This is a genomic window from Mycetocola sp. Y719 (assembly GCF_056713205.1).
The window spans coordinates 573,498-595,753 of the sequence record NZ_JBWYGY010000001.1 but is presented as its reverse complement, the minus strand read 5'-3'; the positions used below and the strand labels follow the sequence as shown (position 1 = coordinate 595,753).

23 protein-coding genes and 1 tRNA gene are annotated in these 22,256 nt (G+C 66.1%); 22 read left to right on the top strand and 2 right to left on the bottom strand.

The window, feature by feature from the left end:
* Nucleotides 1-10 precede the first annotated feature (10 nt).
* From dnaJ to AC1M0F_RS02635, 16 genes are all read left to right on the top strand, one after another.
* On the top strand, nt 11-1,105 hold the full coding sequence (dnaJ, locus tag AC1M0F_RS02710) for a molecular chaperone DnaJ (RefSeq protein WP_480236660.1): 1,095 nt from the start codon (nt 11-13) through the stop codon (nt 1,103-1,105).
* A 1-nt stretch (nt 1,106) separates the two neighbouring features.
* Nucleotides 1,107-1,841 carry a 16S rRNA (uracil(1498)-N(3))-methyltransferase gene (locus AC1M0F_RS02705; protein WP_480236659.1) on the top strand — a complete coding sequence of 245 codons (735 nt, stop codon included), beginning with the start codon at nt 1,107-1,109 and terminating at the stop codon, nt 1,839-1,841.
* A 47-nt stretch (nt 1,842-1,888) separates the two neighbouring features.
* Entirely contained in the window at nt 1,889-2,245 is a 357-nt protein-coding gene (locus AC1M0F_RS02700; RefSeq protein WP_480236658.1) for a histidine triad nucleotide-binding protein, read from the top strand.
* A gap of 76 nt (nt 2,246-2,321) precedes the next feature.
* A complete protein-coding gene (locus tag AC1M0F_RS02695; RefSeq protein WP_480237350.1) occupies nt 2,322-3,335 on the top strand; it encodes a PhoH family protein in 1,014 nt (337 codons plus the stop codon).
* Nucleotides 3,332-3,796, top strand: coding sequence for an rRNA maturation RNase YbeY (gene ybeY / locus AC1M0F_RS02690; protein ID WP_480236657.1), 465 nt, complete (start codon nt 3,332-3,334; stop codon nt 3,794-3,796). The genes AC1M0F_RS02695 and ybeY overlap by 4 nt, the downstream gene beginning before the upstream one ends.
* Nucleotides 3,796-5,091 carry a hemolysin family protein gene (locus tag AC1M0F_RS02685; protein ID WP_480236656.1) on the top strand — a complete coding sequence of 432 codons (1,296 nt, stop codon included), beginning with the start codon at nt 3,796-3,798 and terminating at the stop codon, nt 5,089-5,091. Before ybeY ends, AC1M0F_RS02685 begins: the two co-directional genes overlap by 1 nt.
* Before the next feature lie 2 nt (nt 5,092-5,093).
* Nucleotides 5,094-6,068: a GTPase Era gene (era, locus tag AC1M0F_RS02680; RefSeq protein ID WP_480236655.1), complete on the top strand. Its 975-nt coding sequence runs from the start codon at nt 5,094-5,096 to the stop codon at nt 6,066-6,068.
* Between the two features lie 80 nt (nt 6,069-6,148).
* Nucleotides 6,149-7,345, top strand: coding sequence for a sensor histidine kinase (locus AC1M0F_RS02675; RefSeq protein WP_480236654.1), 1,197 nt, complete (start codon nt 6,149-6,151; stop codon nt 7,343-7,345).
* Nucleotides 7,342-8,031, top strand: coding sequence for a response regulator (locus AC1M0F_RS02670; RefSeq protein WP_480236653.1), 690 nt, complete (start codon nt 7,342-7,344; stop codon nt 8,029-8,031). The genes AC1M0F_RS02675 and AC1M0F_RS02670 overlap by 4 nt, the downstream gene beginning before the upstream one ends.
* A gap of 58 nt (nt 8,032-8,089) precedes the next feature.
* The gene (locus tag AC1M0F_RS02665; protein ID WP_480236652.1) at nt 8,090-8,851 is read left to right on the top strand and encodes an ABC transporter ATP-binding protein; all 762 of its coding nucleotides are present in this window, start codon (nt 8,090-8,092) and stop codon (nt 8,849-8,851) included.
* The gene (locus AC1M0F_RS02660; RefSeq protein ID WP_480236651.1) at nt 8,848-10,239 is read left to right on the top strand and encodes an ABC transporter permease; all 1,392 of its coding nucleotides are present in this window, start codon (nt 8,848-8,850) and stop codon (nt 10,237-10,239) included. The genes AC1M0F_RS02665 and AC1M0F_RS02660 overlap by 4 nt, the downstream gene beginning before the upstream one ends.
* Nucleotides 10,240-10,440: 201 nt before the next feature.
* The gene (leuA, locus tag AC1M0F_RS02655) at nt 10,441-12,201 is read left to right on the top strand and encodes a 2-isopropylmalate synthase (RefSeq protein WP_480236650.1); all 1,761 of its coding nucleotides are present in this window, start codon (nt 10,441-10,443) and stop codon (nt 12,199-12,201) included.
* Between the two features lie 43 nt (nt 12,202-12,244).
* Nucleotides 12,245-12,982 (top strand): DNA repair protein RecO, encoded by a 738-nt coding sequence (gene recO / locus AC1M0F_RS02650; protein ID WP_480236649.1) that lies wholly within the window; start codon nt 12,245-12,247, stop codon nt 12,980-12,982.
* The gene (locus tag AC1M0F_RS02645) at nt 12,979-13,785 is read left to right on the top strand and encodes an isoprenyl transferase (protein WP_480236648.1); all 807 of its coding nucleotides are present in this window, start codon (nt 12,979-12,981) and stop codon (nt 13,783-13,785) included. Before recO ends, AC1M0F_RS02645 begins: the two co-directional genes overlap by 4 nt.
* A 145-nt stretch (nt 13,786-13,930) precedes the next feature.
* On the top strand, nt 13,931-14,608 hold the full coding sequence (locus AC1M0F_RS02640; RefSeq protein ID WP_480236647.1) for a DsbA family oxidoreductase: 678 nt from the start codon (nt 13,931-13,933) through the stop codon (nt 14,606-14,608).
* Nucleotides 14,605-14,745 (top strand): hypothetical protein, encoded by a 141-nt coding sequence (locus AC1M0F_RS02635; protein WP_480236646.1) that lies wholly within the window; start codon nt 14,605-14,607, stop codon nt 14,743-14,745. The genes AC1M0F_RS02640 and AC1M0F_RS02635 overlap by 4 nt, the downstream gene beginning before the upstream one ends.
* Here the strand turns inward: AC1M0F_RS02635 and AC1M0F_RS02630 are convergent.
* Nucleotides 14,729-15,214: an aminoacyl-tRNA deacylase gene (locus tag AC1M0F_RS02630; RefSeq protein ID WP_480236645.1), complete on the bottom strand. Its 486-nt coding sequence runs from the start codon at nt 15,212-15,214 to the stop codon at nt 14,729-14,731. The two genes, AC1M0F_RS02635 and AC1M0F_RS02630, sit on opposite strands and share 17 nt — an antisense overlap.
* A gap of 33 nt (nt 15,215-15,247) precedes the next feature.
* On the opposite strand from AC1M0F_RS02630, the gene dusB reads away from it, so the two are divergent.
* From dusB to AC1M0F_RS02605, 5 genes are all read left to right on the top strand, one after another.
* Nucleotides 15,248-16,408: a tRNA dihydrouridine synthase DusB gene (gene dusB, locus AC1M0F_RS02625; RefSeq protein WP_480236644.1), complete on the top strand. Its 1,161-nt coding sequence runs from the start codon at nt 15,248-15,250 to the stop codon at nt 16,406-16,408.
* Nucleotides 16,398-17,651: a deoxyguanosinetriphosphate triphosphohydrolase gene (locus AC1M0F_RS02620; protein WP_480236643.1), complete on the top strand. Its 1,254-nt coding sequence runs from the start codon at nt 16,398-16,400 to the stop codon at nt 17,649-17,651. Before dusB ends, AC1M0F_RS02620 begins: the two co-directional genes overlap by 11 nt.
* Before the next feature lie 60 nt (nt 17,652-17,711).
* Nucleotides 17,712-19,565, top strand: a complete 1,854-nt coding sequence (dnaG, locus tag AC1M0F_RS02615; protein ID WP_480236642.1) for a DNA primase — start codon at nt 17,712-17,714, stop codon at nt 19,563-19,565.
* 48 nt (nt 19,566-19,613) lie between these two features.
* Nucleotides 19,614-20,450 carry an ATP-binding cassette domain-containing protein gene (locus tag AC1M0F_RS02610; RefSeq protein WP_480236641.1) on the top strand — a complete coding sequence of 279 codons (837 nt, stop codon included), beginning with the start codon at nt 19,614-19,616 and terminating at the stop codon, nt 20,448-20,450.
* A 64-nt stretch (nt 20,451-20,514) separates the two neighbouring features.
* Nucleotides 20,515-20,587, top strand: a tRNA-Asn gene (locus AC1M0F_RS02605).
* Nucleotides 20,588-20,641: 54 nt separating this feature from the next.
* On the opposite strand, the gene def is transcribed toward AC1M0F_RS02605, so the two are convergent.
* Nucleotides 20,642-21,208 carry a peptide deformylase gene (gene def / locus AC1M0F_RS02600; protein ID WP_480236640.1) on the bottom strand — a complete coding sequence of 189 codons (567 nt, stop codon included), beginning with the start codon at nt 21,206-21,208 and terminating at the stop codon, nt 20,642-20,644.
* A gap of 39 nt (nt 21,209-21,247) precedes the next feature.
* On the opposite strand from def, the gene AC1M0F_RS02595 reads away from it, so the two are divergent.
* Complete coding sequence (locus AC1M0F_RS02595; RefSeq protein WP_480236639.1) at nt 21,248-22,174, top strand: DMT family transporter; 927 nt, start codon at nt 21,248-21,250, stop codon at nt 22,172-22,174.
* Nucleotides 22,175-22,256: the final 82 nt, after the last annotated feature.

Here is a 22,256-nt window from a genome sequence, read left to right as displayed (position 1 = left end):
AAGGCCTTGAGTGGCTGACCATTACGAAGTTCTCGGAGTGTCCCGCGAAGCGACGACCGACGAGATCAAGAAGGCGTACCGCCGACTGGCACGGGAACTGCACCCCGACGTCAATCCGGGCGCTGAAGCATCCGAGCGGTTCAAGGAAGTGACGCACGCGTACGACGTGCTCAGCGACGCCAAGCAGCGTCAGCAGTACGACATGGGTGGCTCAGGTGGAATGGGTGGCGCCGGTTTCGGCGGTTTCGGCGACATCTTCGACACCTTCTTCGGCGGACAGCAGCAACGCGGGCCGAAATCCCGGCGCGAACGCGGTCAGGATGCGCTGCTCCGTGTCGAGGTCGACCTCGCCGAGGTGATCTTCGGCACCCACCGCGACCTCGAGGTCGATACCGCAGTGCTCTGCGAGACCTGCCAGGGGTCATGCTGCCAGCCGGGCACGTCGCCGATCACCTGCGACATCTGCCGAGGCACCGGCTCGATCCAGCGGGCGGTGCGCTCCCTTCTCGGGAACGTCATGACCTCCACGCCGTGCGGCACCTGCCGCGGCCACGGTACGGTCATCCCCAACCCGTGCGTCACCTGCCAGGGCCAGGGCCGTGTGCGCGACCGCAGGACTGTCCCCGTCGACATCCCGGCCGGGGTGGACACCGGACTTCGCCTGCAGATGCCGGGCAGCGGCGAGATCGGGCCTGCCGGTGGACCGCACGGTGACCTCTATCTCGAGATCAAGGTCCGCAGCGACGAGCGGTTCAGCCGTAACGGCGACGACCTGCTCTGCACCCTCGAGGTCCCGATGACGGATGCCATTCTCGGCGTCACCACGACCATCCACGCGCTCGACGGGGACGTGGACGTCGAACTCAAGCCGGGCGTCCAGAGTTCAGAGGTCCTGACGGTCAAGGGCCGCGGAGTCACCAAGCTGCGCGGCAACGGTCGAGGCGACCTGCGCATCGGCGTCCAGGTCCTCACACCGACACGGCTCGACCACCGCGAACGGGAACTCATCAAGACGTTCGCCGCCGGCCGTGACCAGAAGGGCACCCAGCTCGGATCCTTCCAGCAGGGCCTCTTCTCCAAGCTGCGCGACCGGTTCCTCGGCTGACATGAGCAGCCTGTACCTGCGCGAGGACCTCGGTGAGACCACGGTCGGTGCGCTCATCGAGCTCGGCGGCGCAGAGGCGAAGCATGCCGTGACCGTGAACCGGTCTCGGGTCGGCGACGGGATCCGCATCGGCAACGGTCGCGGACTCGTCGCTACCGGGATCATCGAGTCGATCGAGCCCGGAGCTGTCGCCGTCCGCGTCACCGATGTGGAGGAGCGGGCAGAGCCAGCGCCCCGCCTCGTGCTGGTCCAGGCACTCGCCAAGGGCGACCGCGACGAACTCGCCATCCAGGCGGCTACCGAACTCGGCGTCTCGGCGATCATCCCGTGGGCGGCATCGCGGAGTGTCTCACGCTGGGAGGGTGCCAAGAAAGAGAAGGGCCGGGCGCGTTGGGAGACCATCGTGCGGGAAGCGTCGAAGCAGTCGATCCGCTCGTTCGTTCCCCCGGTGCTCCCGATCGCCTCGACCGCAGACCTGAAGGTGCTCGCAGCGACCTCCAGAGTCGTTCTCCTCGACCCGACCGCCACCGATCGCTTGAGCGACCTCCCTGCCGACGCAGACGACAGTGATCTGCTGCTGGTCGTCGGACCGGAGGGCGGGATCAGTGACTCCGAACTCGACGGTCTTACCGCCGCTGGCGCCGTCCGGGTGCGACTCGGGGACACCGTGCTGAGGACCTCCTCAGCCGGACCAGCCGCACTCGCCGTCCTCAATGTCTCCCTTGGCCGCTGGTGAACCCGCGCAGCCGCCCACCGATCGCCAGAGCTTCGTAGGATAGGACCATGTCGAGAACCGAACCCAGCATCTTCACCCGCATCATCGCGCGCGAGATCCCCGCGACGATCGTGGGCGAGACCGACCGGCTGATCGCGTTCAACGACATCGCCCCGAAGGCTCCCGTCCACATCCTGGTGGTGCCGAAGACCGAGCAGTATGCCAACGTCGCTGCCCTCGCAGCGGGTGACCCTGCACTCCTGGCCGAGCTCGTCGCCTTCGCCCAGGAACTCGCGGACGCGCACGGCGGCGAGTTCCGCCTCGTGTTCAATACCGGCGAACGCGCCGGCCAGACCGTTTTCCACGTGCACGCGCACGTGCTCATCGGCAACCTCGGAGAGGATTCCAGTGCCGGAAACGAATGACCCGATTCTCCCCGTGAGCGATCCGGTGGTGCAGCCCGATCTCGCCGAAGCGAAGCTCCACGTCGACGGAGTGGCCATGGTCCGGCTGCTCGGCGCACAGGACCGGCTGCTCACGACGATCGAAACGCAGTACCCGGCGGTCTCGCTGCACGTCCGGGGCAACGACATCACTCTCACCGGTGACGCCGCACAGGTGCGCGCCGCCCACAACCTCATCGCGGAGTTGATCGACATGGTCAAGCAGGGACAGGACCTCGAACCGGTCGAAGTACGTTCGTCCGCCAGGATCCTCGAAGACGGTGGCAAACCGTCCGACCTCCTCGGCCAGGCGATCCTCACTTCGCGCGGGAAGAGCATCCGGCCCAAGACACTCGGCCAGAAGGAATACGTCGACGCCATCGATGAGAACACCATCGTGTTCGGCATCGGCCCTGCCGGAACAGGGAAGACCTACCTGGCCATGGCGAAAGCGGTGCAGGCTCTCCAGCGCAAGGAGGTGGAGCGGATCATCCTCACCCGCCCCGCCGTCGAAGCCGGCGAACGGCTCGGTTTTCTGCCCGGGACGCTGACCGACAAGATCGACCCGTACCTGCGCCCGTTGTTCGACGCTCTCAACGAGATGATGGATCCCGAACTGGTTCCCAAACTCCTCGCCGCGGGAACAGTCGAGGTCGCGCCCCTCGCCTACATGCGTGGACGCACGCTCAACAACGCCTTCATCGTCCTCGACGAAGCGCAGAACACGTCGCCGGAGCAGATGAAGATGTTCCTGACCCGGCTGGGTTTCGGATCGAAGATCGTCGTCACGGGCGACATCACCCAGATCGACCTGCCGGCCGGATCATCCGGCCTCCGCCTGGTGACGCGAGTGCTCTCCGATGTCGACGACATCCACTTCTCGCGCCTGACCAGCGACGACGTGGTCCGCCACACCCTCGTGGCGAAGATCGTCGACGCCTACAGCGAATACGACGCGGTCAAGCAGGCCGAACGGTTCGAGCGCGGCCAGGCCCAGGAGTTCGCCAACCGCGCCGAGCGCCGGGGCGCATCGCCCCGCGACCGCATGCCCAGAAGGGGCAAGAGTTCATGAGCATCGAAATCAACAACGAGTCGACCATCCCCGTCGATGAGGCCGCGCTGCTTCGCCTCGCGGACTACGCGCTCGGCGCCATGCACGTGAGCCAGGAAGCCGACCTCAACATCGTGCTCGTCGATGAGGCCGCCATGGAACAGCTTCACGTGCAGTGGATGGACGAGCCAGGCCCTACCGACGTCCTGAGCTTCCCGATGGACGAACTCCGCCCTGGCACCGAGGACACCCCGACACCGGCCGGGCTGCTCGGAGACATCGTGCTGTGCCCCCAGGTCGCTGAGGGACAGGCCGAGACCGCAGGTCACTCCACCCTGCAGGAACTCCTGCTGCTCACGACCCACGGCATCCTGCACCTCCTCGGATTCGACCACGCCGAGCCGGCCGAGGAACGTGAGATGTTCGGCATCCAGCGCGACATCCTGCTGGGCTTCTCCGTGCAGGAGCGTGCCGCCCGCTGATGATCCTCTACTGGTTCATCGGCATCGCACTGCTCCTCGTCGCGTTCGGCGGTTTGATGGCCGCTGTCGACGCAGCCATCGGCGTCACGTCTCGGGCGGGCCTGGTCGAACTGGCCGAGACGTCCCGTCGGCCACGCTCTCTCCTCGCGATCGCCGATGACCCCGGCGCCCACCTGAACGCGATCAATTTCATCAGGGTGCTCGCGGAGACGACGGCGGCCGTCCTCGTGACGCTCGCCCTTGCCTTCACGATCGATTCCCCGTGGCTCGTCCTGCTGCTTGCAGCGCTGATCATGACCGCTGTGTCGTTCGTGCTCGTCGGGGCGAGCCCGCGGAGCTTCGGCCGGACGCACGCCGATGCGATCCTTCGGGTCACCGCTCCGACCATCCGGGCGGTCCGGCTCTTGCTCGGTCCGCTGGCGAACGCACTTGTGGCCTTCGGCAACAGGGTCACGCCCGGCGTCGCCCGCGAAGCATCCTTCTCGTCCGAAGAGCAACTGCTCAACATGGTCGACGAAGCCACGGAGCTCGCCGTGCTCGAAGAAGACGACAGGGAGCTCATCCACTCGATCTTCGAATTCAACGAGACCGTCGTGCGTGAAGTGATGATTCCGCGCACCGACATGGTCACCGTCGATGCCGGGGTCACCGTGCAACAGGCGATGAGCCTGTTCCTCCGCACCGGTGTCTCCCGCATCCCGGTCACCGACGGTGAAGTCGACGAGGTCGCCGGCATCCTCTACCTGAAGGATGTCGTCCGGCTCATCCATGAAGGCGACGCTGCGGCCAACAGCGTCAGCGTGCGGTCACTAGCCCGCCCTGCGCTGTTCGTGCCCGAGTCGAAGAAGGCCGACTCGCTGCTGCAGCAGATGCAACTCGAATCCAACCACCTCGCCATGGTCGTCGACGAATATGGTGGCATCGCCGGTCTCGTCACCCTCGAGGACCTCCTCGAAGAACTCGTCGGCGAGATCTCCGACGAGTACGACACGGATTCGCCCGATGTGGAGAAGCTCGATGGCGACAGGTACCGGGTGAGTGCGCGGCTCCCCGTCGATGAGCTCGGCGAATTGTTCGACCTCGAACTCGACGACGACCAGGTCGACACCGTCGGCGGACTGCTCACCAAGGTTCTCGGGCGGTTGCCGGTCTCCGGCTCCGTCGCCGAGACCGATGGCCTGCTGCTCACCGCTGAACGCACCGAGGGCAGGCGAAAACGGGTGAGCACCGTGATCGTGACACGGAGCGCGGCCTTGCGCGACGTGCAGAGATCATTTGAATCGATAGAGGAGTAGTCATGACAAATGACGATCAGAACACCGAACCAACCGAAGAACACGGCCGTACCGAGCCGCAGCAGCCGGAGCCAGAGGTGTTGCCTGACAGCGGCTACCGCGCCGGTTTCGTCTCGTTCGTCGGCCGCCCCAACGTGGGCAAATCCACGCTGACCAACGCGCTCGTCGGCCAGAAGGTCGCCATCACGAGCTCCAAGCCGCAGACGACGCGCAAGGCGATCCGCGGCATCGTCCATGAGGAGACCGGGCAGCTGATCATCGTCGACACCCCCGGCATCCACCGCCCCCGTACGCTCCTCGGCGAACGGCTCAACGACCTGGTGCAGTCGACACTCAGCGACGTCGATGTGATCGGTCTCTGCATCCCGGCCAACGAGAAGATCGGCCCGGGCGATAAGTTCATCAACGAACAGCTCGACCACTACCCGCGGGCGAAGAAGGTCGCCATCGTCACGAAGATCGATGCGGCGCCGCGGCCGGCAACGGCCGAACAGCTCGCCGAGGTGCAGGAGCTGCGCGACTGGGACCTCATCATCCCCGTCTCCGCGACGAGCAGCATCCAACTCGACATCCTCGTCCGCGAGCTCATCGCCCTGATGCCGACGTCTGAACCGCTGTACCCGTCGGATGCCGTCACGGACGAGGTCCTTGAGGATCGCATTTCCGAGTACATCCGTGAGGCTTCCCTCGAAGGTGTGCACGACGAGCTGCCGCACTCCATCGCGGTCACCATCGACGACATGATCGAGCGCGAGGACAAAGACATCCTCGACATCTATGCGAACATCTTCGTGGAGCGCGACAGCCAGAAGGCCATCATCATCGGCAAGGGCGGCTCACGCCTGCGCGACGTCGGCCAGCAGGCGCGGATCCCGATCGAGAAGCTCGTCGGCAAGCAGGTCTACCTCTCGATCCGGGTCAAAGTGGCAAAGGACTGGCAGCGCGACCCGAAGCTGCTCGGCCGGCTCGGGTTCTAGCCGTACATCGGGAGGATGATCTTCGGCCGATAAGCGCCGAATCCGGGGCCGGCGGCCGAACGACGAACTAGCGTTGAATCATGTTCCGCCGCCTCACGCCGTTTCAGGTCACCATCGACATCGTCGTCGCGGGTGTCTTCGGCCTTGTGCTGATTCCGACGGAAATCGGCCGTGTCGACGGGATCAGCGCCGTCTTCGTCGTTCTCGGCATGACTCTTGCCCTCGCGCTTCGCCGTCTGGGTCCTGGGCCTGCCCTCGGCGTGGCGTGGCTCACCGTTCTCGTCCAGCTCAGCAGCGGGATGCAGGCGGTTCCGTCGAACATCGCCATCCTCGCCGTTCTCTACGCCACCGGCAGATATGGCGGGCCGGTGGTGAAGTGGGCCGGCCTCGTGTCCGCGGTCGCCGGTGGCGCCATTGCGGCCGTGTACACGACCCTCACCCTCTATGGCCAGTCAGATCCCTTCGTGATCGGCAGCATGCCGCAAGTCGTCTTCACGTCGCTCGTCGGATCGATCGCCGCCATCTTCGTCCTCGGACTGTCCTGGACGATCGGCCTTCTCGTTCGCACCTCCCGTGAGGCACGGGAGGAAGGGGCGCGGCGCTATCAGGCGCAGCAGGACCAGCGCCAGGCCGAGCAGGCCGTCGTGATCGAGCAGGAACGTAACCGGATCGCGCGCGACATGCACGATGTCGTGGCCCACTCGCTTGCCGTCGTCATCGCGCAGGCGGACGGAGCCCGGTACGCGCAAAAAGGCGATCCGGTCGCCATGGACGGAACGCTCGCCACGATCGCCGACACCGCAAGAAGCGCTCTCGGTGACGTCAGACTCCTGCTCGCCGAGCTGCGCCACAGGCAGGGAGAGGGACCCCAGCCTCTCCTCACCGATCTCGACGCCCTGTTCGAACAGATGAGCGGCGCAGGTCTTCACCTGCAGCGCTCGGTCTCAGGAACCGAACAGGCGCTCCCGGTCGGTCATCAGATCGCCGTCTACCGCATCCTCCAGGAAGCGCTGACGAACGCACTCCGGCACGGCGCCCAGAACGAGACCGTGTTCGTCGATGTCTCCTGGCGGGACGCGGGGGTCACCGTGCGGGTCGAGAACCTCGCTGCGACTGTGCCTGCCAGCGATCCACTCGGCCACGGGATACCGGGCATGCGCGAACGGGCCGCCCTCGTCGGCGGCTACCTCACCGCCGAACGTACCGCGGCCGGCCGGTTCCTCGTCACCGCCTTCGTCCCGGTGCCGTCAGCCATCGTTCAGGGAGGTTTCCGATGACCACGGACCGGATCCGCGTCGCGCTCGTCGACGACCAGCAGCTGTTCCGAGCGGGTATCCGGATGCTCATCGACTCACAGCCGGACCTGGAGTTCGCCGGCGAAGCGGGCGACGGGCGTGCCGGGTTCGCGCTTGCGGAGTCCGTGCGGCCCGACGTGATCCTCATGGATGTGAGGATGCCCGTGATGGATGGCATCGCGTCCACCATCGCCATCCTCGACGCCGCGGATGCGGCAGGCCGGCCGGCGCCGCGCATAATCGTCCTCACCACGTTCGACCTCGACGAGGGGGCGGCATCCGCCCTTCGGAAGGGCGCAAGCGGGTTCCTCCTGAAGGACACGCAGCCGGAGTTCCTTCTCGCCGCCATCCGCACGGTCCACGCCGGGAACGCCGTGATCGCACCGGGCGCAACCCATGCCCTGTTCGCTCACTTCGGCGCCCCCGCGAGTACGCCCGTCATCCCAGAGGAGTTCGCCACCCTGACCAGCCGGGAGCGCGGGATCTTCGCGTTCGCCGCGAGGGGCATGAGTAACTCAGAGATCGCGGCCCAGGAGTACCTCAGCGAGGCAACGGTCAAGACACACATCTCACGCGTGCTCGGCAAGCTCGGACTCCGTGACCGGGTTCAGCTCGTGATCTTCGCGTATGAACACGGACTTGCCGCAGGGGATCATCCGGCAGGATGACAGCGGTTCACCCTCGCGGGCGACGCGGCACGTGACCCGGAGTTCCTAACGTGGAACCATGAAAATCACTCCAACGGACATCGGCCTCGCTGCCCGTGTCGTCCACGTCAGCAAGAGCTTCGGTGTCGGTCAGGGTGCGGTCGTCGCGCTCGCGGACGTGTCCATCGGGATCCGCCGCGGTCAGTTCACCGCCATCATGGGTCCGTCCGGATCCGGTAAGTCCACGCTCATGCATGTGATGGCAGGCCTCGACCAGCCGACGTCGGGCGAGGCCTGGCTTGGCGACACCGAGATCACGCGGCTCGACGACACTGCGCTGACCAAACTTCGCCGCCGCCGGATCGGTTTCGTCTTCCAGTCGTTCAACCTCGTTCCGACGCTCACCGCACGGGACAACATCCTGCTCCCGTTCGAACTCGACGGTCGCACTCCGACGCTCGATGAGCAGGGCTGGATCAACACGCTCTGCGATGCTCTCGGCCTGACCGACCGGCTCACCCACCGGCCGCACGAGTTGAGCGGTGGCCAGCAGCAGCGTGTCGCGATCGCCAGGGCACTCGCCACACGGCCCGATCTCGTCTTCGCCGATGAGCCCACTGGCAACCTCGATTCGCGTACCGGCCGCGAGGTGCTCGGGCTGCTCGCTGACGCGTGCAGCCGTTTCGGCCAGTCCATCGCGATGGTGACCCACGACCCGGTCGCCGCCAGCTATGCCGACCGTACGCTGATCCTTGCCGACGGCCGGGTGGTCCACGAACTCGACCGTTCGACTCCCGAGCAGATCTCCGGGTTCATGCTCGCCATGGACCGCGCGTCATGAGGATGCGCCTGCGGGACTACACCGCGTCGATCCTCGTCACGATGCTCTCGAGCACGTTCGGCGTCCTGCTGCTGCAGGGCACGTCCGTGCTCACGACCCTCATCGCCGGCGACGACATCGGCGAAAAGGAATCGGTGCAGGTCGCTCTGAGTCTCGTCGCCGTTGTGTTCTTCGCCATCGCGGTCTACGTCGGGGGAGTCGTCACGGCGAACACCGTCGGAACCGTGATCGCCGGTCGGACCCGGGTGATCGCCCTGTACCGCCTGGTCGGAGCCAGCGCCGGAACGCTCCGCAGGACGGTTGCCATCGACGGCCTGCTCGTCGGAGTCGTCGGCTCGGTCCTCGGCCTGGGCGTGGCCAGCCTCATCGCGTCGATCGCGCTGAATGTCGGCGTCGCCACCGGGACCATTCCCGCGTCCTCGTACGAGATCTTCTCGGTGCAGCTTGCCGCTCCCGTCGTCGCCGTCGTGCTGGTGACCTGGCTCGCCAGCTGGGTCGGATCGCGGCGGATCCTCGATGTCACCCCGATCCAGGCCGGAGCGGCCGCCGTCGAGCCGTCGCAGGAAGAGACGGCATCCAGGACGGTGAGGAACGCCACCGCGTTCACGCTGATCGGGATCGGCGCCGTGCTCCTCGCCGGGGGAGTGCTGCTCGGCCAGGTCAGCATGCTCGGGGTGCTCGTCGGCCTGGTGGGAGGCATCCTGTCGTTCAGCGGGATCGTGCTCGGCGCCCCGTTCTTCATGCCGCCTATCCTCCGTCTGGTCGGGCGGATGCTCGGCACAGGTCCCGCGGCACGGATCGCCGCGGCGAACGCCGTTCGGAACCCGGCGCGCAGCACGAGGGCGACGATCGGTCTCGTCATCGGGGTCACCCTGGTGACGATGTTCGCGGTGGCCGCTCAGAGCTATGTCGACATCATCAACCGGAGCAGGGAAGCCTATCCCGCCGACTACGGCGACTCGGATCAGATCCTCGCCCTGACGATCACGGTGTTCGCGATCCTCTTCGGCTTCTCGGCCGTCATCGCCGCTGTCGGCATGGTCAACAACCTGTCGCTCAGCGTGCTGCAGCGTACCCGCGAGCTCGGGCTGCTCCGGGCCCTCGGGTTCACACGCGCACAGATCCGGCGGATGATCCTCGCCGAGAGCATCCAGATGAGTGTTGCCGCCGTTGGATTCGGGCTGGTGCTCGGAGTGGTCTATGGCTGGGCGGGCGCGATGTCGCTTCTCGGGTCGATCCTCGGAGGGGAATTCGCCCTGCCATCGGTGCCGTGGCTCGTGATCGTGCTCGCGATCGTCGCTGCTGCTGTTTTGTCGATGGCGGCTTCGATCGCTCCGTCGCGCCGCGCGACTCGCATCTCGCCCGTCGCTGCTCTCGCGATCGACTGAGGGATAGAGCATTTCTGTCGAAAAACGCACATTGAGATAACAGAGTGCACCCATTCGACACAGGGGCAGGCTAATCGGTGTTAGCCTGTTTCTGTGTTGTTTGGCGCTCTGCTCCTTAGCTGCCGCGACGAGGCTTCCTTCTAAGCCCTCTCGTCGCGGGGTTTGTCGTTGGCTTTCCACACACGCGAGGAGAATAGAACAATGAGAAACAACCAGACTGCGTCGGCGATGCCGATTCACAAGTACCGCCCGTACCACGAGCAGATCACCGTCGACCTGCCCGACCGTACCTGGCCGACCAAGCGCATCACCGAGGCGCCGCGCTGGTGCGCCGTCGACCTCCGTGACGGCAACCAGGCTCTCATCGACCCGATGAGCCCCGAGCGCAAGAGGATCATGTTCGACCTGCTCGTCCGGATCGGATACAAGGAGATCGAGGTCGGCTTCCCGAGCGCGAGCCAGACCGATTTCGATTTCGTGCGCAGCCTCATCGAAGAGAACGCGATCCCGGACGACGTCACCATCCAGGTGCTGACGCAGGCCAGGGACCACCTGATCAAGCGCACCTACGAGTCAATCGCCGGAGCGAAGCAGGCCATCGTGCACCTGTACAACTCGACGAGCGTGCTGCAGCGTGAGGTCGTCTTCCGGTCGGACAAACAGGGCATCATCGACATCGCCCTCCACGGCGCTCGCGTCTGCCGCGAGATGGAGAAGCTCATCCCCGAGACCACCGTGTACTACGAGTACTCACCCGAGAGCTACACCGGGACCGAGCTCGAGTACGCCGTCGACGTGTGCAACCAGGTGCTCGAGGTGTTCGAGCCGACGCCGGAGCGCAAGGTCATCATCAACCTCCCGTCCACCGTCGAAATGGCGACGCCGAACGTCTACGCCGACTCGATCGAGTGGATGTCGCGGCACCTCAACAACCGCGAGAACGTGATCATCTCGCTTCACCCGCACAACGACAGGGGCACCGCCGTCGCGGCAGCCGAGCTGGGCTACATGGCCGGCGCCGACCGAATCGAGGGCTGCCTGTTCGGGAACGGCGAACGCACGGGCAACGTCGACCTCGTCGCCCTCGGCATCAACCTGTTCACCCAGGGGATCGACCCGCAGATCGACTTCAGCGACGTCGACGAGATCAAGCGCACGGCCGAATACTGCAACCAGTTGTCCGTGCACGAGCGCAGCCCCTGGGCAGGCGACCTGGTCTTCACCGCGTTCAGCGGATCGCACCAGGACGCCATCAAGAAGGGCTTCGAGGCCATGGCCGCGGATGCCGCAGCGCAGGGCAAGGACGTCGACGACCTGCACTGGGCCGTTCCGTACCTGCCGGTCGACCCGAAGGACCTCGGTCGCAGCTACGAAGCTGTCATCCGGGTGAACTCCCAGTCCGGCAAGGGCGGGGTCGCGTACCTGCTCAAGGCCGACCACGCCATCGACCTGCCACGGAAGCTCCAGATCGAGTTCTCCGGGGTGGTCCAGGCGAAGACGGACGAGCTGGGCGGCGAGTTCACGAGCGACGCCATCTGGGGAGTCTTCCAGGACGAGTATCTGCCGTCAGAGACCGAGTCGGAGAAGTGGGGCAGGTTCGAACTGCAGGCGACCCGCACCTCCAGCCGTCTGGCCGGTTCGGTGGAACTGACCGTCGACCTTCGCGACGGCGAAGAGGTGACAGAGGCTACCGCCACCGGAAACGGCCCGATCGCGGCATTCCTCAGTGTGCTGCGCGAGCGTGGCATCGAGGTGACCCTGTACGACTACGTCGAGCACGCCCTCAGTGCGAGCGGCGACGCGCAGGCCGCAGCGTATGTGGAACTGCAGGTCGGCGACCGTCGACTCTGGGGCGTCGGGATCGATGCCGACATCTCGACGGCATCCCTCAAGGCCGTCGTCTCCGCCGTCAACCGGGCGATCCGGACGACAACCGGGGACCGCACGCTGGCACAGGTCTAGGCGAGGCGTCGGCTTCGTCACGATAAGCGCGGGATACTGGACTGTGCCCGTTTACCGTGATGAAGCCGTCGTGCTGCGCACCCACAAGCTGGGCGAAGCCGACCGGATCGTGACGCTGCTCACGCGCCAGCACGGGAAGGTCCGCGCCGTCGCGAAAGGGGTGCGCCGCACCGGCTCGAAGTTCGGAGCCCGACTCGAGCCGTTCATGGTGGCCGATCTGCAGCTCTACGAAGGCCGGTCGCTCGACGTGATCAACCAGGCGGAGACGCTTGCCTCGTACGGTGCCCTGATCGCCGCAGACTACAACAGCTATACCGCGGCGACGGTGATGGTGGAGACCGCAGACAAGCTCACCGAGTCCGAGGGTTCGCTCCAGCAGTACCTGCTGCTCGTCGGGGCTCTTCGGTCGCTGTCCCGTCACGACCACGACTCGACCCTGATCCTGGACTCCTATCTGCTGCGCGCCCTGTCGCTCGCTGGGTGGGCGCCGAGCTTCTTCGACTGCGCGCGATGCCAGGCCCCCGGGCCGCACAGCCACGCGGTGGTTCAGCTCGGCGGCGTCGTCTGTGACCAGTGTGCGCCGCCGGGGAGCCCGCGGCTCGACACCCAGACCATCTCGCTGCTGTCTGCTCTTCTCACCGGGGACTGGGAACACGCGGACGCGTCAGACGACGACACCCGCTCCCGTGCCAGCGGGGTCGCAGCCGCCTACACGCAGTGGCACCTGGAACGCGGCCTGAAATCCCTCGTCCACGTCTCCCGAGAGCGAGCAGACAGTTGACCCCGAAGCCATTCACTCACCGAGACGCCGTCGAGTACCGTCCACTGGACTGGACAGGCATCCACCCGCCACAGGTACCCGCCGGCTCGGTTCCTGAGCACGTCGCGATCGTGATGGACGGCAACGGCCGCTGGGCGAACCGCAAGGGGCTGCCGCGGGTCGAAGGACACCGGGCGGGGGAGTCCGCGCTCCTCGACGTCGTCGCAGGCGCTATCCAGATCGGCGTGAAGCACCTCTCCGTGTACGCCTTCTCGACCGAGAACTGGCGCAGGTCTCCCGATGAGGTCCGGTTTCTCATGGGGTTCAACCGCGACGTGCTGCACCGCAGGCGCGACCAGCTCAATGAGTGGGGCGTGCGCGTGCGGTGGGCCGGCCGCAAACCGCGACTGTGGGCATCCGTCATCAAGGAGCTGCAGTTCGCCGAGAAGCTCACTGCTGGGAACGACACCCTCACGCTCACCATGTGCGTGAACTACGGCGGTCGGACGGAGATCACGGATGCCGTCCGGCAGCTCGCCGAGGAAGTGAAGGCGGGCACGCTGAAGCCGTCGGGGATCACCGAGAAGTCGATCCAGCGGCACCTGTACACGCCTGAACTTCCCGACGTCGACCTGTTCGTGCGCAGTTCGGGGGAGCAGCGAACGAGTAACTTCCTGCTCTGGCAGAGCGCATATGCCGAGATGGTGTTCCTCGACACCCTATGGCCGGACTTCTCCCGGGAGGACCTGTGGGAGGCCATCGGCCTCTACATCGACCGCGACAGGCGGTTCGGCGGTGCGGTCGACAAGCCCGGTACCGCCTGACGCCGCCATCACGGCGATTCATCCGTCACGAATGCCAGCTTTCGGCCACGAGACCCGTCACACGCGACGGATGAACGCCAGGACATCCACGCGAAGTTCCATGCATGCGGGGGAATACTGAGCGGTGGCGCACGTTTCACCCATCGTGAGTGAATCCATCAAAATCGACATCTGGTCAGACATCGCGTGCCCCTGGTGCTACATCGGCAAGCGCAAGTTCGAGAACGGTGCGGCGGCGTTCGCCCGGAAGACCGGCGAAGACGCACCTGACGTCGTCATCGAGTACCACAGCTACGAACTCTCCCCGGATACCCCTGTCGACTTCGACGGCAGCGAGATCGACTTCCTGGCCACCCACAAGGGACTGCCTGCCGAGCAGGTCACCCAGATGCTGGACCGCGTCTCTGGTATCGCCGGCGAAACCGGGCTCGACTACAACTTCGACACGCTCAAGCACACCAACACGGTGAAGGCGCACCAGCTGCTCCACTACGCGAAGGCGCACGGCAAGCAGATCGAGGCGAAGGAACGTCTGCTCAAGGCGTACTTCACCGAAGGAAAACATGTCGGCCGCCCGGCGGATCTCGCCGACCTCGCCGCCGAGATCGGACTCGACCGCGATGACGTCGTCCGCGCCCTCGAGGCCGACGAGTACCTCGCCGCCGTCCGCGCAGATCAGGCGCTCGGCCAGGAGTACGGCATTCAGGGCGTGCCGTTCTTCGTCATCGACGGAAAATACGGCGTATCGGGCGCCCAGGAGGCAGAGACCTTCGCCGGCGTCCTCGACCAGGTCTGGAACGAACGAGTAGGAGCACGATCATGACCGACAAGCACACCCGCCAGCCACTCACCCTGCTCGGCGCGACGGATGCCGTCACCTGCGAAGGCGACGCCTGCGCGATTCCTTCCCTCGCCGAGGTCACCGCTGCAGTCGAGAAGGCCTTTACTCGGGGTCTGTGATGTCGGCCACGGTCGCGTCGTAGGCCCCGACGAGCGCGTCGATGTCGACGAAGGCACTGTAGCCGTGTTCGCCTGCCCCCATGGCGACGCGGCATCCTGTCACCGACTCGTCGACGTACACCGGCCAGGCCGTGGTGCTGCCGAGGGGGGTGATCGTGCCGCGACCGTACCCGGTCGCCGCGAGAGCGGCATCCGCAGGAGGCAGAGACAGCTTGTTCACACCGACGAGACCGCGCAGCTTCGCCCACGAGATCTTCCGGCCACCTGGCACGAGCGCGAAGAGGAAGTCGCCGTCGTGGCGCTTCACCACGAGAGTCTTCACGATCTCGCGGGGCTCGATGCCGAGCATGCCGGCCGCCTCCTCGAGACTCGACGCAGCGGGCCGGGGAACGACCTCGACCTGGAGTCCGCGGGACGCGGCATCAGCCTGCATCCGGTCGAGTCCACCGCCTGAGCCCTGCTCGGTCATGATTTCGCCAGCTTTCTGGGAGAATTGAAGGACATGTCTGTCATCCCAACGATAAGCCACGCCCCGGCACTGTCGATCGGCTCGCTCGAGCTCGACGTACCGGTCGTTCTCGCGCCCATGGCCGGGATCACCAACACCGCCTTCCGCCGGCTCTGCCGCGAGTTCGGCGTCGGACTGTACGTGAGCGAAATGATCACCTCCCGCGCGCTCGTCGAGCGAAACAAGGAGACGATGCGGCTGATCACGCACCACGAGTCGGAGACGACCCGCAGCATCCAGCTCTACGGCGTCGACCCGAAGACGGTGTCAGAAGCCGTCACGATTCTCGTCGCCGAAGATCGCGCCGACCACATCGACCTGAACTTCGGCTGCCCTGTGCCCAAGGTCACCCGCAAGGGTGGCGGCTCGGCGCTGCCGTGGAAGCAGGACCTGTTCCGCGACATCGTCGAGGGCGCGGTGAAGGCGGCAGGCGACATCCCGCTCACGGTGAAGATGCGCAAGGGCATCGACCAGGACCACCTCACCTACCTCGAAGCGGGTAAGGCAGCAGAAGGCGCTGGCGTCGCCAGCATCGCCCTCCATGCGCGTACCGCCTCCGAGTTCTACTCCGGCCACGCCGACTGGTCGGCGATCACCAAGCTCAAAGAGACGGTGACGAGCGTCCCGGTGCTCGGCAACGGCGACATCTGGTCAGGCGAGGACGCCCTCCGGATGATGAGCGAGACCGGCTGCGACGGCGTCGTCGTCGGCCGAGGCTGCCTCGGCCGACCCTGGCTGTTCGGAGACCTCGCCGCCGCGTTCACCGGCTCGGATACACGCTTCACCCCATCGCTCGGTCAGGTCGCCACGACGTTCCGCAGGCACGCCGAACTTCTCGCGGAATTCTTCGAGAGCGAAGAGCGCGGATGCCGTGACATCCGCAAGCACGTCGCCTGGTACTTCAAGGGGTACCCGGTCGGCGGAGACCTGCGCGCACGCCTGGCAACCGTCGAGTCGCTCGCCCAGCTCGACGACCTGCTCGGCACCCTGGACTGGGACGAGGCGTACCCGGGAGAAGCGGCAGAGGGCCAGCGCGGCCGTGCTGGTTCACCGAAGCGCACCGTGCTGCCTGACGGCTGGCTCGACTCCCGCACGCTCGGCACGGCCGAACGCGGCACACTCACCGAGACGGAAGCGGACACCAGTGGCGGATAGCGGGGCCTACTCGGAGCATGACAACGAGCGTGCCCTGCCCGAACAGCACTCGTCCCGCCGCACCGACTTCGCCCGCGACCGCGCCCGACTGCTGCACTCGAGCGCCCTCCGCCGCCTCGCCGCCAAGACCCAGGTGCTCAGCCCGACGGCCGGCCTCGACTTCGCCCGCAACAGGCTCACCCACTCGCTCGAGGTCGCCCAGGTCGGCCGGGAGCTCGCCACAAGTCTCGGCCTCGAACCGGATGTCGTCGACACCGCCTGCCTCGCCCATGACCTCGGGCACCCGCCGTTCGGTCACAACGGGGAGAAGGCGCTCAACAGCTGGGCCGAAGACATCGGCGGGTTCGAGGGCAACGCGCAGACCCTCCGCATCCTCACCAGGCTCGAGCCGAAGGTCTTCGGCACCGACGGCCGCTCGTACGGGCTGAACCTCACCAGGGCGAGCCTCGACGCGAGCTGCAAGTACCCCTGGCCAGCGGCGCAGGCCGTTCACGATCCGGGCGGGCGCGCCAAGTTCGGCTTCTTCGACGAAGACAGCGACGCGTTCGTCTGGCTCCGTGCCGACGCCCCTGAGCGGCAGCGCTGCATCGAAGCCGAGGTGATGGACCTCTCCGACGACATCGCGTATTCGGTGCACGACTTCGAAGACGCCATCGTCAACGAGTACATCGACCCGGCGTTCCTCAGCGCCCGCGCCGGCCACAGTTCGCTGATCAGCGCCGTGCAGGCGTGGGCGGGGGACAGCTTCACGATCGACGACATGGCTGCCGCGTTCGACCGGCTGGCCGGGTACGACGTGTGGATGACCGGCTGGGATGCTTCACGGCGCGACCTCGGCAAGCTCAAGAACTTCACCAGCCAGATGATCGGCCACTTCTCCCAGTCGGCGACCCAGGCCACCCGCGAGGCCTACCCGGAATCCAGCCTGATCCGGTTCGGCGCCAGCGTGATCGTGCCGCACGACGTCCAGGCCGAGATCGCCGTGCTCAAAGGCGTCGTCGCCGCGTTCGTGATGGCGAGTGACGCCCGCCAGCCCATCTATCGCCAGCAGCGTGACATCCTCACCGACCTGGCAGACGGGCTGTTCCAGGCAGGCCCCGACTCGCTCGACCGCAGCTTTGCCGACGACTGGGCCGAAGCACCCGATGACGCGGCCCGCAAGCGTGTCGTGGTCGACCAGGTCGCGAGCCTCACCGACCAGTCCGCACTCGCCTGGCACGAGCGGCTCACGCTGCGGGTGTAGGCGGCATCCCCTCCCTGTGGGGAGGGCACCCGGGATGGCGATCCTCGATAGGATGGGATGATGGCCGGCCGCATTCGCTCAAGCGACATAGACGAGGTCAAGTCACGCACGAACATCGCCGATATCGTCGGCGATTTCGTCAGCCTGAAGTCGGCAGGAGTCGGCTCATTGAAAGGGCTTTGCCCGTTCCACGACGAGCGCAGCCCGAGCTTCCACGTGCGTCCACAACTGGGTTTCTACCACTGCTTCGGCTGCGGTGAATCGGGAGACGCCATCTCCTTCCTCCAGAAGATGGACCACGTCACCTTCACGGATGCCGTCGAGCGGCTGGCAGCGCGAGCGGGCTTCCAGCTCACCTACGAAGACGGCGAGGGCGCATCAGACCACGGCAACCGTGCCAGGCTGCTCGCCGCCAACGCGGCAGCTGCGACGTTCTTCCAGGAACAGCTCGGCACGCCCGGCGCGGACCCGGGTCGGCGATTCCTCGGCGAACGAGGATTCGACCAGTTCGCGGCTGAGCGGTTCGGCGTCGGTTTCGCGCCGAAGAGCTGGGACGCCCTGACCGGTTTTCTCAGGGGCAAGGGATTCAGCGTCGAGGAGGTCACGGCGTCAGGACTCGTCTCCCAGGGAGACAGGGGAGTGTACGACCGGTTCCGCGGCCGCCTGATCTGGCCCATCCGCGATGTCACCGGCCAGACCGTCGGCTTCGGCGCGCGCAAGCTTCTCGAGGATGACAAGGGACCCAAGTACCTCAACACCCCCGAGACCGCCGTCTACCACAAGGCCCAGGTGCTGTATGGGCTCGACCTCGCCAAGCGCGATGTCTCCCGCAGTGGTCGTGTGGTCGTCGTCGAGGGCTACACCGATGTCATGGCCTGCCACCTGGCCGGAGTGACAACGGCCGTCGCGACCTGTGGCACGTCGTTCGGCGTCGACCACATCAAGACCTTGCGCCGGGTGATGGGGGATGACAGTGCCAAGGGCGAGGTCATCTTCACGTTCGACCCGGATGCCGCCGGCCAGAAGGCCGCGATGCGTGCGTTCGCCGAAGAGCAGCGCTTCTCCGCCCAGACCTACGTCGCCGTCGCCCCCGACGGCCTCGACCCGTGCGACCTGCGCCTCAACCGTGGAGACGACGCCGTTCGGCGGCTCATCGACACGAAGGAGCCGATGTTCGAGTTCGTCATCCGGCAGACCCTCGCCGCATATGACCTCGAGACCGTCGAAGGCCGCGTGGGGGCGCTCAAGGCATCCGCTCCCGTCATCGCCGACATCAGGGACCCGTCCCTGCGCCCCGGATACACCCGCGTCCTCGCACGCCATCTCGGAATGGACCTCGGTGAGGTGCAGGGAGCGATCACCAGGGCGGGCAAGGGAGCGAACCGCGCAACTGCGACCCGGAACTCGGCCGCAGCCGCCGATGAACCGCCGGTGGAACGCCCCGCATCGCTCCGCGACCTCCCAGGGGACCCGACCACGCGCCTCGAACGGGACGCTCTGATGGCGATCCTCCAGCATCCCGACCTCGCCGGTCGTGAGCTCGTCCAGAGAGCCGTGCTCACCGGGTTCGGAAACGCAACTCTCGCCGTCGTCCGCGATGCGATCGCCGCCACCCTCGACAGCTTCGGCACTCCCGGCTGGTTCGCCACCGTGACCGAGACCGTGCCGACGCCGATGGCCAGCCTGGTGCAACAGCTCGCGGTCGCTCCGATCCCGGAACGCGCCGAGCGTGACCTGACGAGCTACGTCCGGGAGATCACCGTCGCATTGATCGATCGTGACCTGCTGCGCCAGTCCCACGACATGCTCGGGCGACTGCAGCGGATCGACCCCAAGGAGAGGGAGAGCTACCGCGCGCTGCAGGGCGAGCTCATGGCCCTCGAAGTGGAACGGCGGAGGCTCCGCGAAGGGTGACCGGCGCGTGCTGGCGGCTCTGTGCCTCGTTTAGGGCAGGATGGAGCCATGACTGCTTCGGGAACCGCAGGTTCAGGCGTCCGTATCGACGACCTGGCCATCGAGTACCCGGCGCGCCGGCCCAGCCCTGTCCATCGGGCGATCGACGGGGTCACGCTCGACATCGCGTCGGATGAGGTCCTCGGTGTCATCGGTGAATCGGGTTCGGGCAAATCGACGCTCGCTCGGGTGCTCGCCGGCGACCTGATCGCTCCGAAAGGTTCCGATGCCGCCCCGGTGATCGTCGGCGGCGACGCGACGGTTCTCGGCCACCGGCTCAGAGGCATCCGTCGCAGGGAGCTCAGCCGGCTGACCTTCGACGTCGCCTACCTTCCTCAGGATGCCGCCTCACGGCTCGCGCCCGAGCTCACCGTGGCCGAGGTGATCGGGCAGCCGATCCTCCAGCGTGACAAGCACTACAACCGCAAGGCGGTCGGCCTGCGGGTGGCGACGATGCTCGATGCCGTTCAGCTGCCGCTTGCCGTGCTCGAGAAGTATCCGTTCGAGTTGTCGAGCGGGCAACGCCAGCGTGTGGCCATCGCCAGGTCCCTCGTGCTCGGGCCCCAGCTGTGGGTGGCGGATGAACCGACAGCCGGGATCGACGTGACCGTGCGCAGCTCGATCAACGAACTCGTCGCCCGACTGCGTGCAGAGGGAAGCTTTTCTGCGGTGCTCGTCAGCCACGATCTGCCCTTGCTGCGGCACACCACTCGGCGCGTCGCAGCTCTCCACCAGGGCCGGATCGTCGGACTGGCGCCGATCGACGACCTGCTCGCCGGAGGGGAGCATCCGTTCCTCGTCGGGCTCTCAGAATCCGATCACCGGGTTCACGCAGACGTCGATTGAGGCGAATCCCGCCCTCGATTTGGAGTCTGCAATTCCTTTGGTAAAGTAAATGCGCAACAAGTAATCCTCGATAGCTCAATTGGCAGAGCAATCGGCTGTTAACCGGTAGGTTCTTGGTTCGAGTCCAAGTCGAGGAGCTGAGAAGACCACAAGGGCTCCACCCCTGTGGTCCTTTCTTTTGCCCTCATGGTTCAGCCGTCGAGATCGTCTTCGCCGGGCATCCAGCTCACCCCTGGCACACCCCAGCCCATCTTGCGGGTGACCTTCTGCACGATCTTGCGGTCGTGACGGCCCAGCCGGTCGACGTAGAGATAGCCGTCGAGGTGGTCATATTCGTGCTGCAGAATTCGGGCGCGCCAGCCGTCGACGCGGAGCTCGACCGGGTTCTGGTCGAGGTCGACCCCCGTGACGAGCGCCTCGTCGGCCCTGCGGAGCGGGAATCGCTCGCCGGGGAACGACAGGCATCCTTCGGATTCCAGCTCTTCGTCGGGTTCACCTGCGGGGGGAGGAGTGATCCAGAGTTCGGGGTTGATCACCACGCCACGCCATGGACCGTGCTCATCGGTGTCGTAGCCGTAGACGAAGACGCGGAGCGGCACGCCGACCTGCGGGGCTGCGAGCCCCACGCCTGGCGCGGCATCCATCGTCTCGAACAGGTCTGAGACGAGCTGGCGGAGGGAGTCGTCGAAGTCCGTCACCGGGTCGGCTGGGGAGTGCAACACCGGGTCGCCCGCGATGCGAATAGGGAGAATGGCCATTTGCTGAGCCTAACCAAGACGTGCCCGTTGTAGGCTCGCATGGTGATCTTTGCGAGCAACGACTTCGGCGACCTGACGGCGGAGTTTGTTCGCAATCCCAGCCAGCTGATCGGCATCCCGCTCGCCATCGTCGGTGCCGTATTCCTGTCGCTCGGCGCGCAGTTCCAGCACCGCGGCGTCACCAAAGTGGAGGCGACCAGCGGTGTCGATGCCCGCAGCGGGCTGAGCATCGCGCAGCTGAAGCTGCTGCTGGCTCGGCCGTCGTGGGTGTTGGGCACGCTGATGCTCGCGTTCGCCATCGCGTTCCAGCTCACGGCACTCGTCTGGTCGCCGCTGATCATCGTGCAGCCGCTCGGTGCCATCGCCCTCGTGATCACCTCGATCCTCAACGCGCGGATCCACAAGGTGAAGCTCAACCGACCCTCTGTGATAGCCATCACCGCCTGTGTGGGCGGTGTCGGCCTGTTCGTCACCATCGCTGCTCTCGTCGCGGGGGAGAAGCCCGTCACCGACCAGGACCTGCTGACGATTCTCATCATGCTCGGCGTCGTCCTCATCCTGTTCGGCCTGGGCTTCGTTTTCTTCCGCAAGCGGTCGAAGGCTCTGTTCTTCATCCTCGCGGCTGGCATCATCTACGGTTTCGTGGCGACACTCGCCAAGGTCGTCATCAACAGGATCATCAACGAGAACTTCGACTGGCTCACGATGCTGTGTGTCGTCGCGCTTCTCGCTGCCACGGGCATCGGGGCGTACTTCGTCCAGACGGCATATTCATCCGGACCTCCTGATCTGGTGATCGCCGGTCTCACGGTCGTCGACCCGATGGTGGCCGTTGCGATCGGTATCGTCGTCCTCGACGAGGCCAGCGGCGCACCGCTCTGGGCGATGATCGGATTCGCCGTGGCAGGAGCCCTCGCCGTCTGGGGCGTGTTCCAGCTCGCTCGTCACCACCCGCAGGTGTTGTGACTGGCTCGGTGCAGACACGCCGCCAGCAGGCTCGCCGTTCGGGTTCGCAATCACGGAGCCGGTGACCCGTAGAATGGATCGA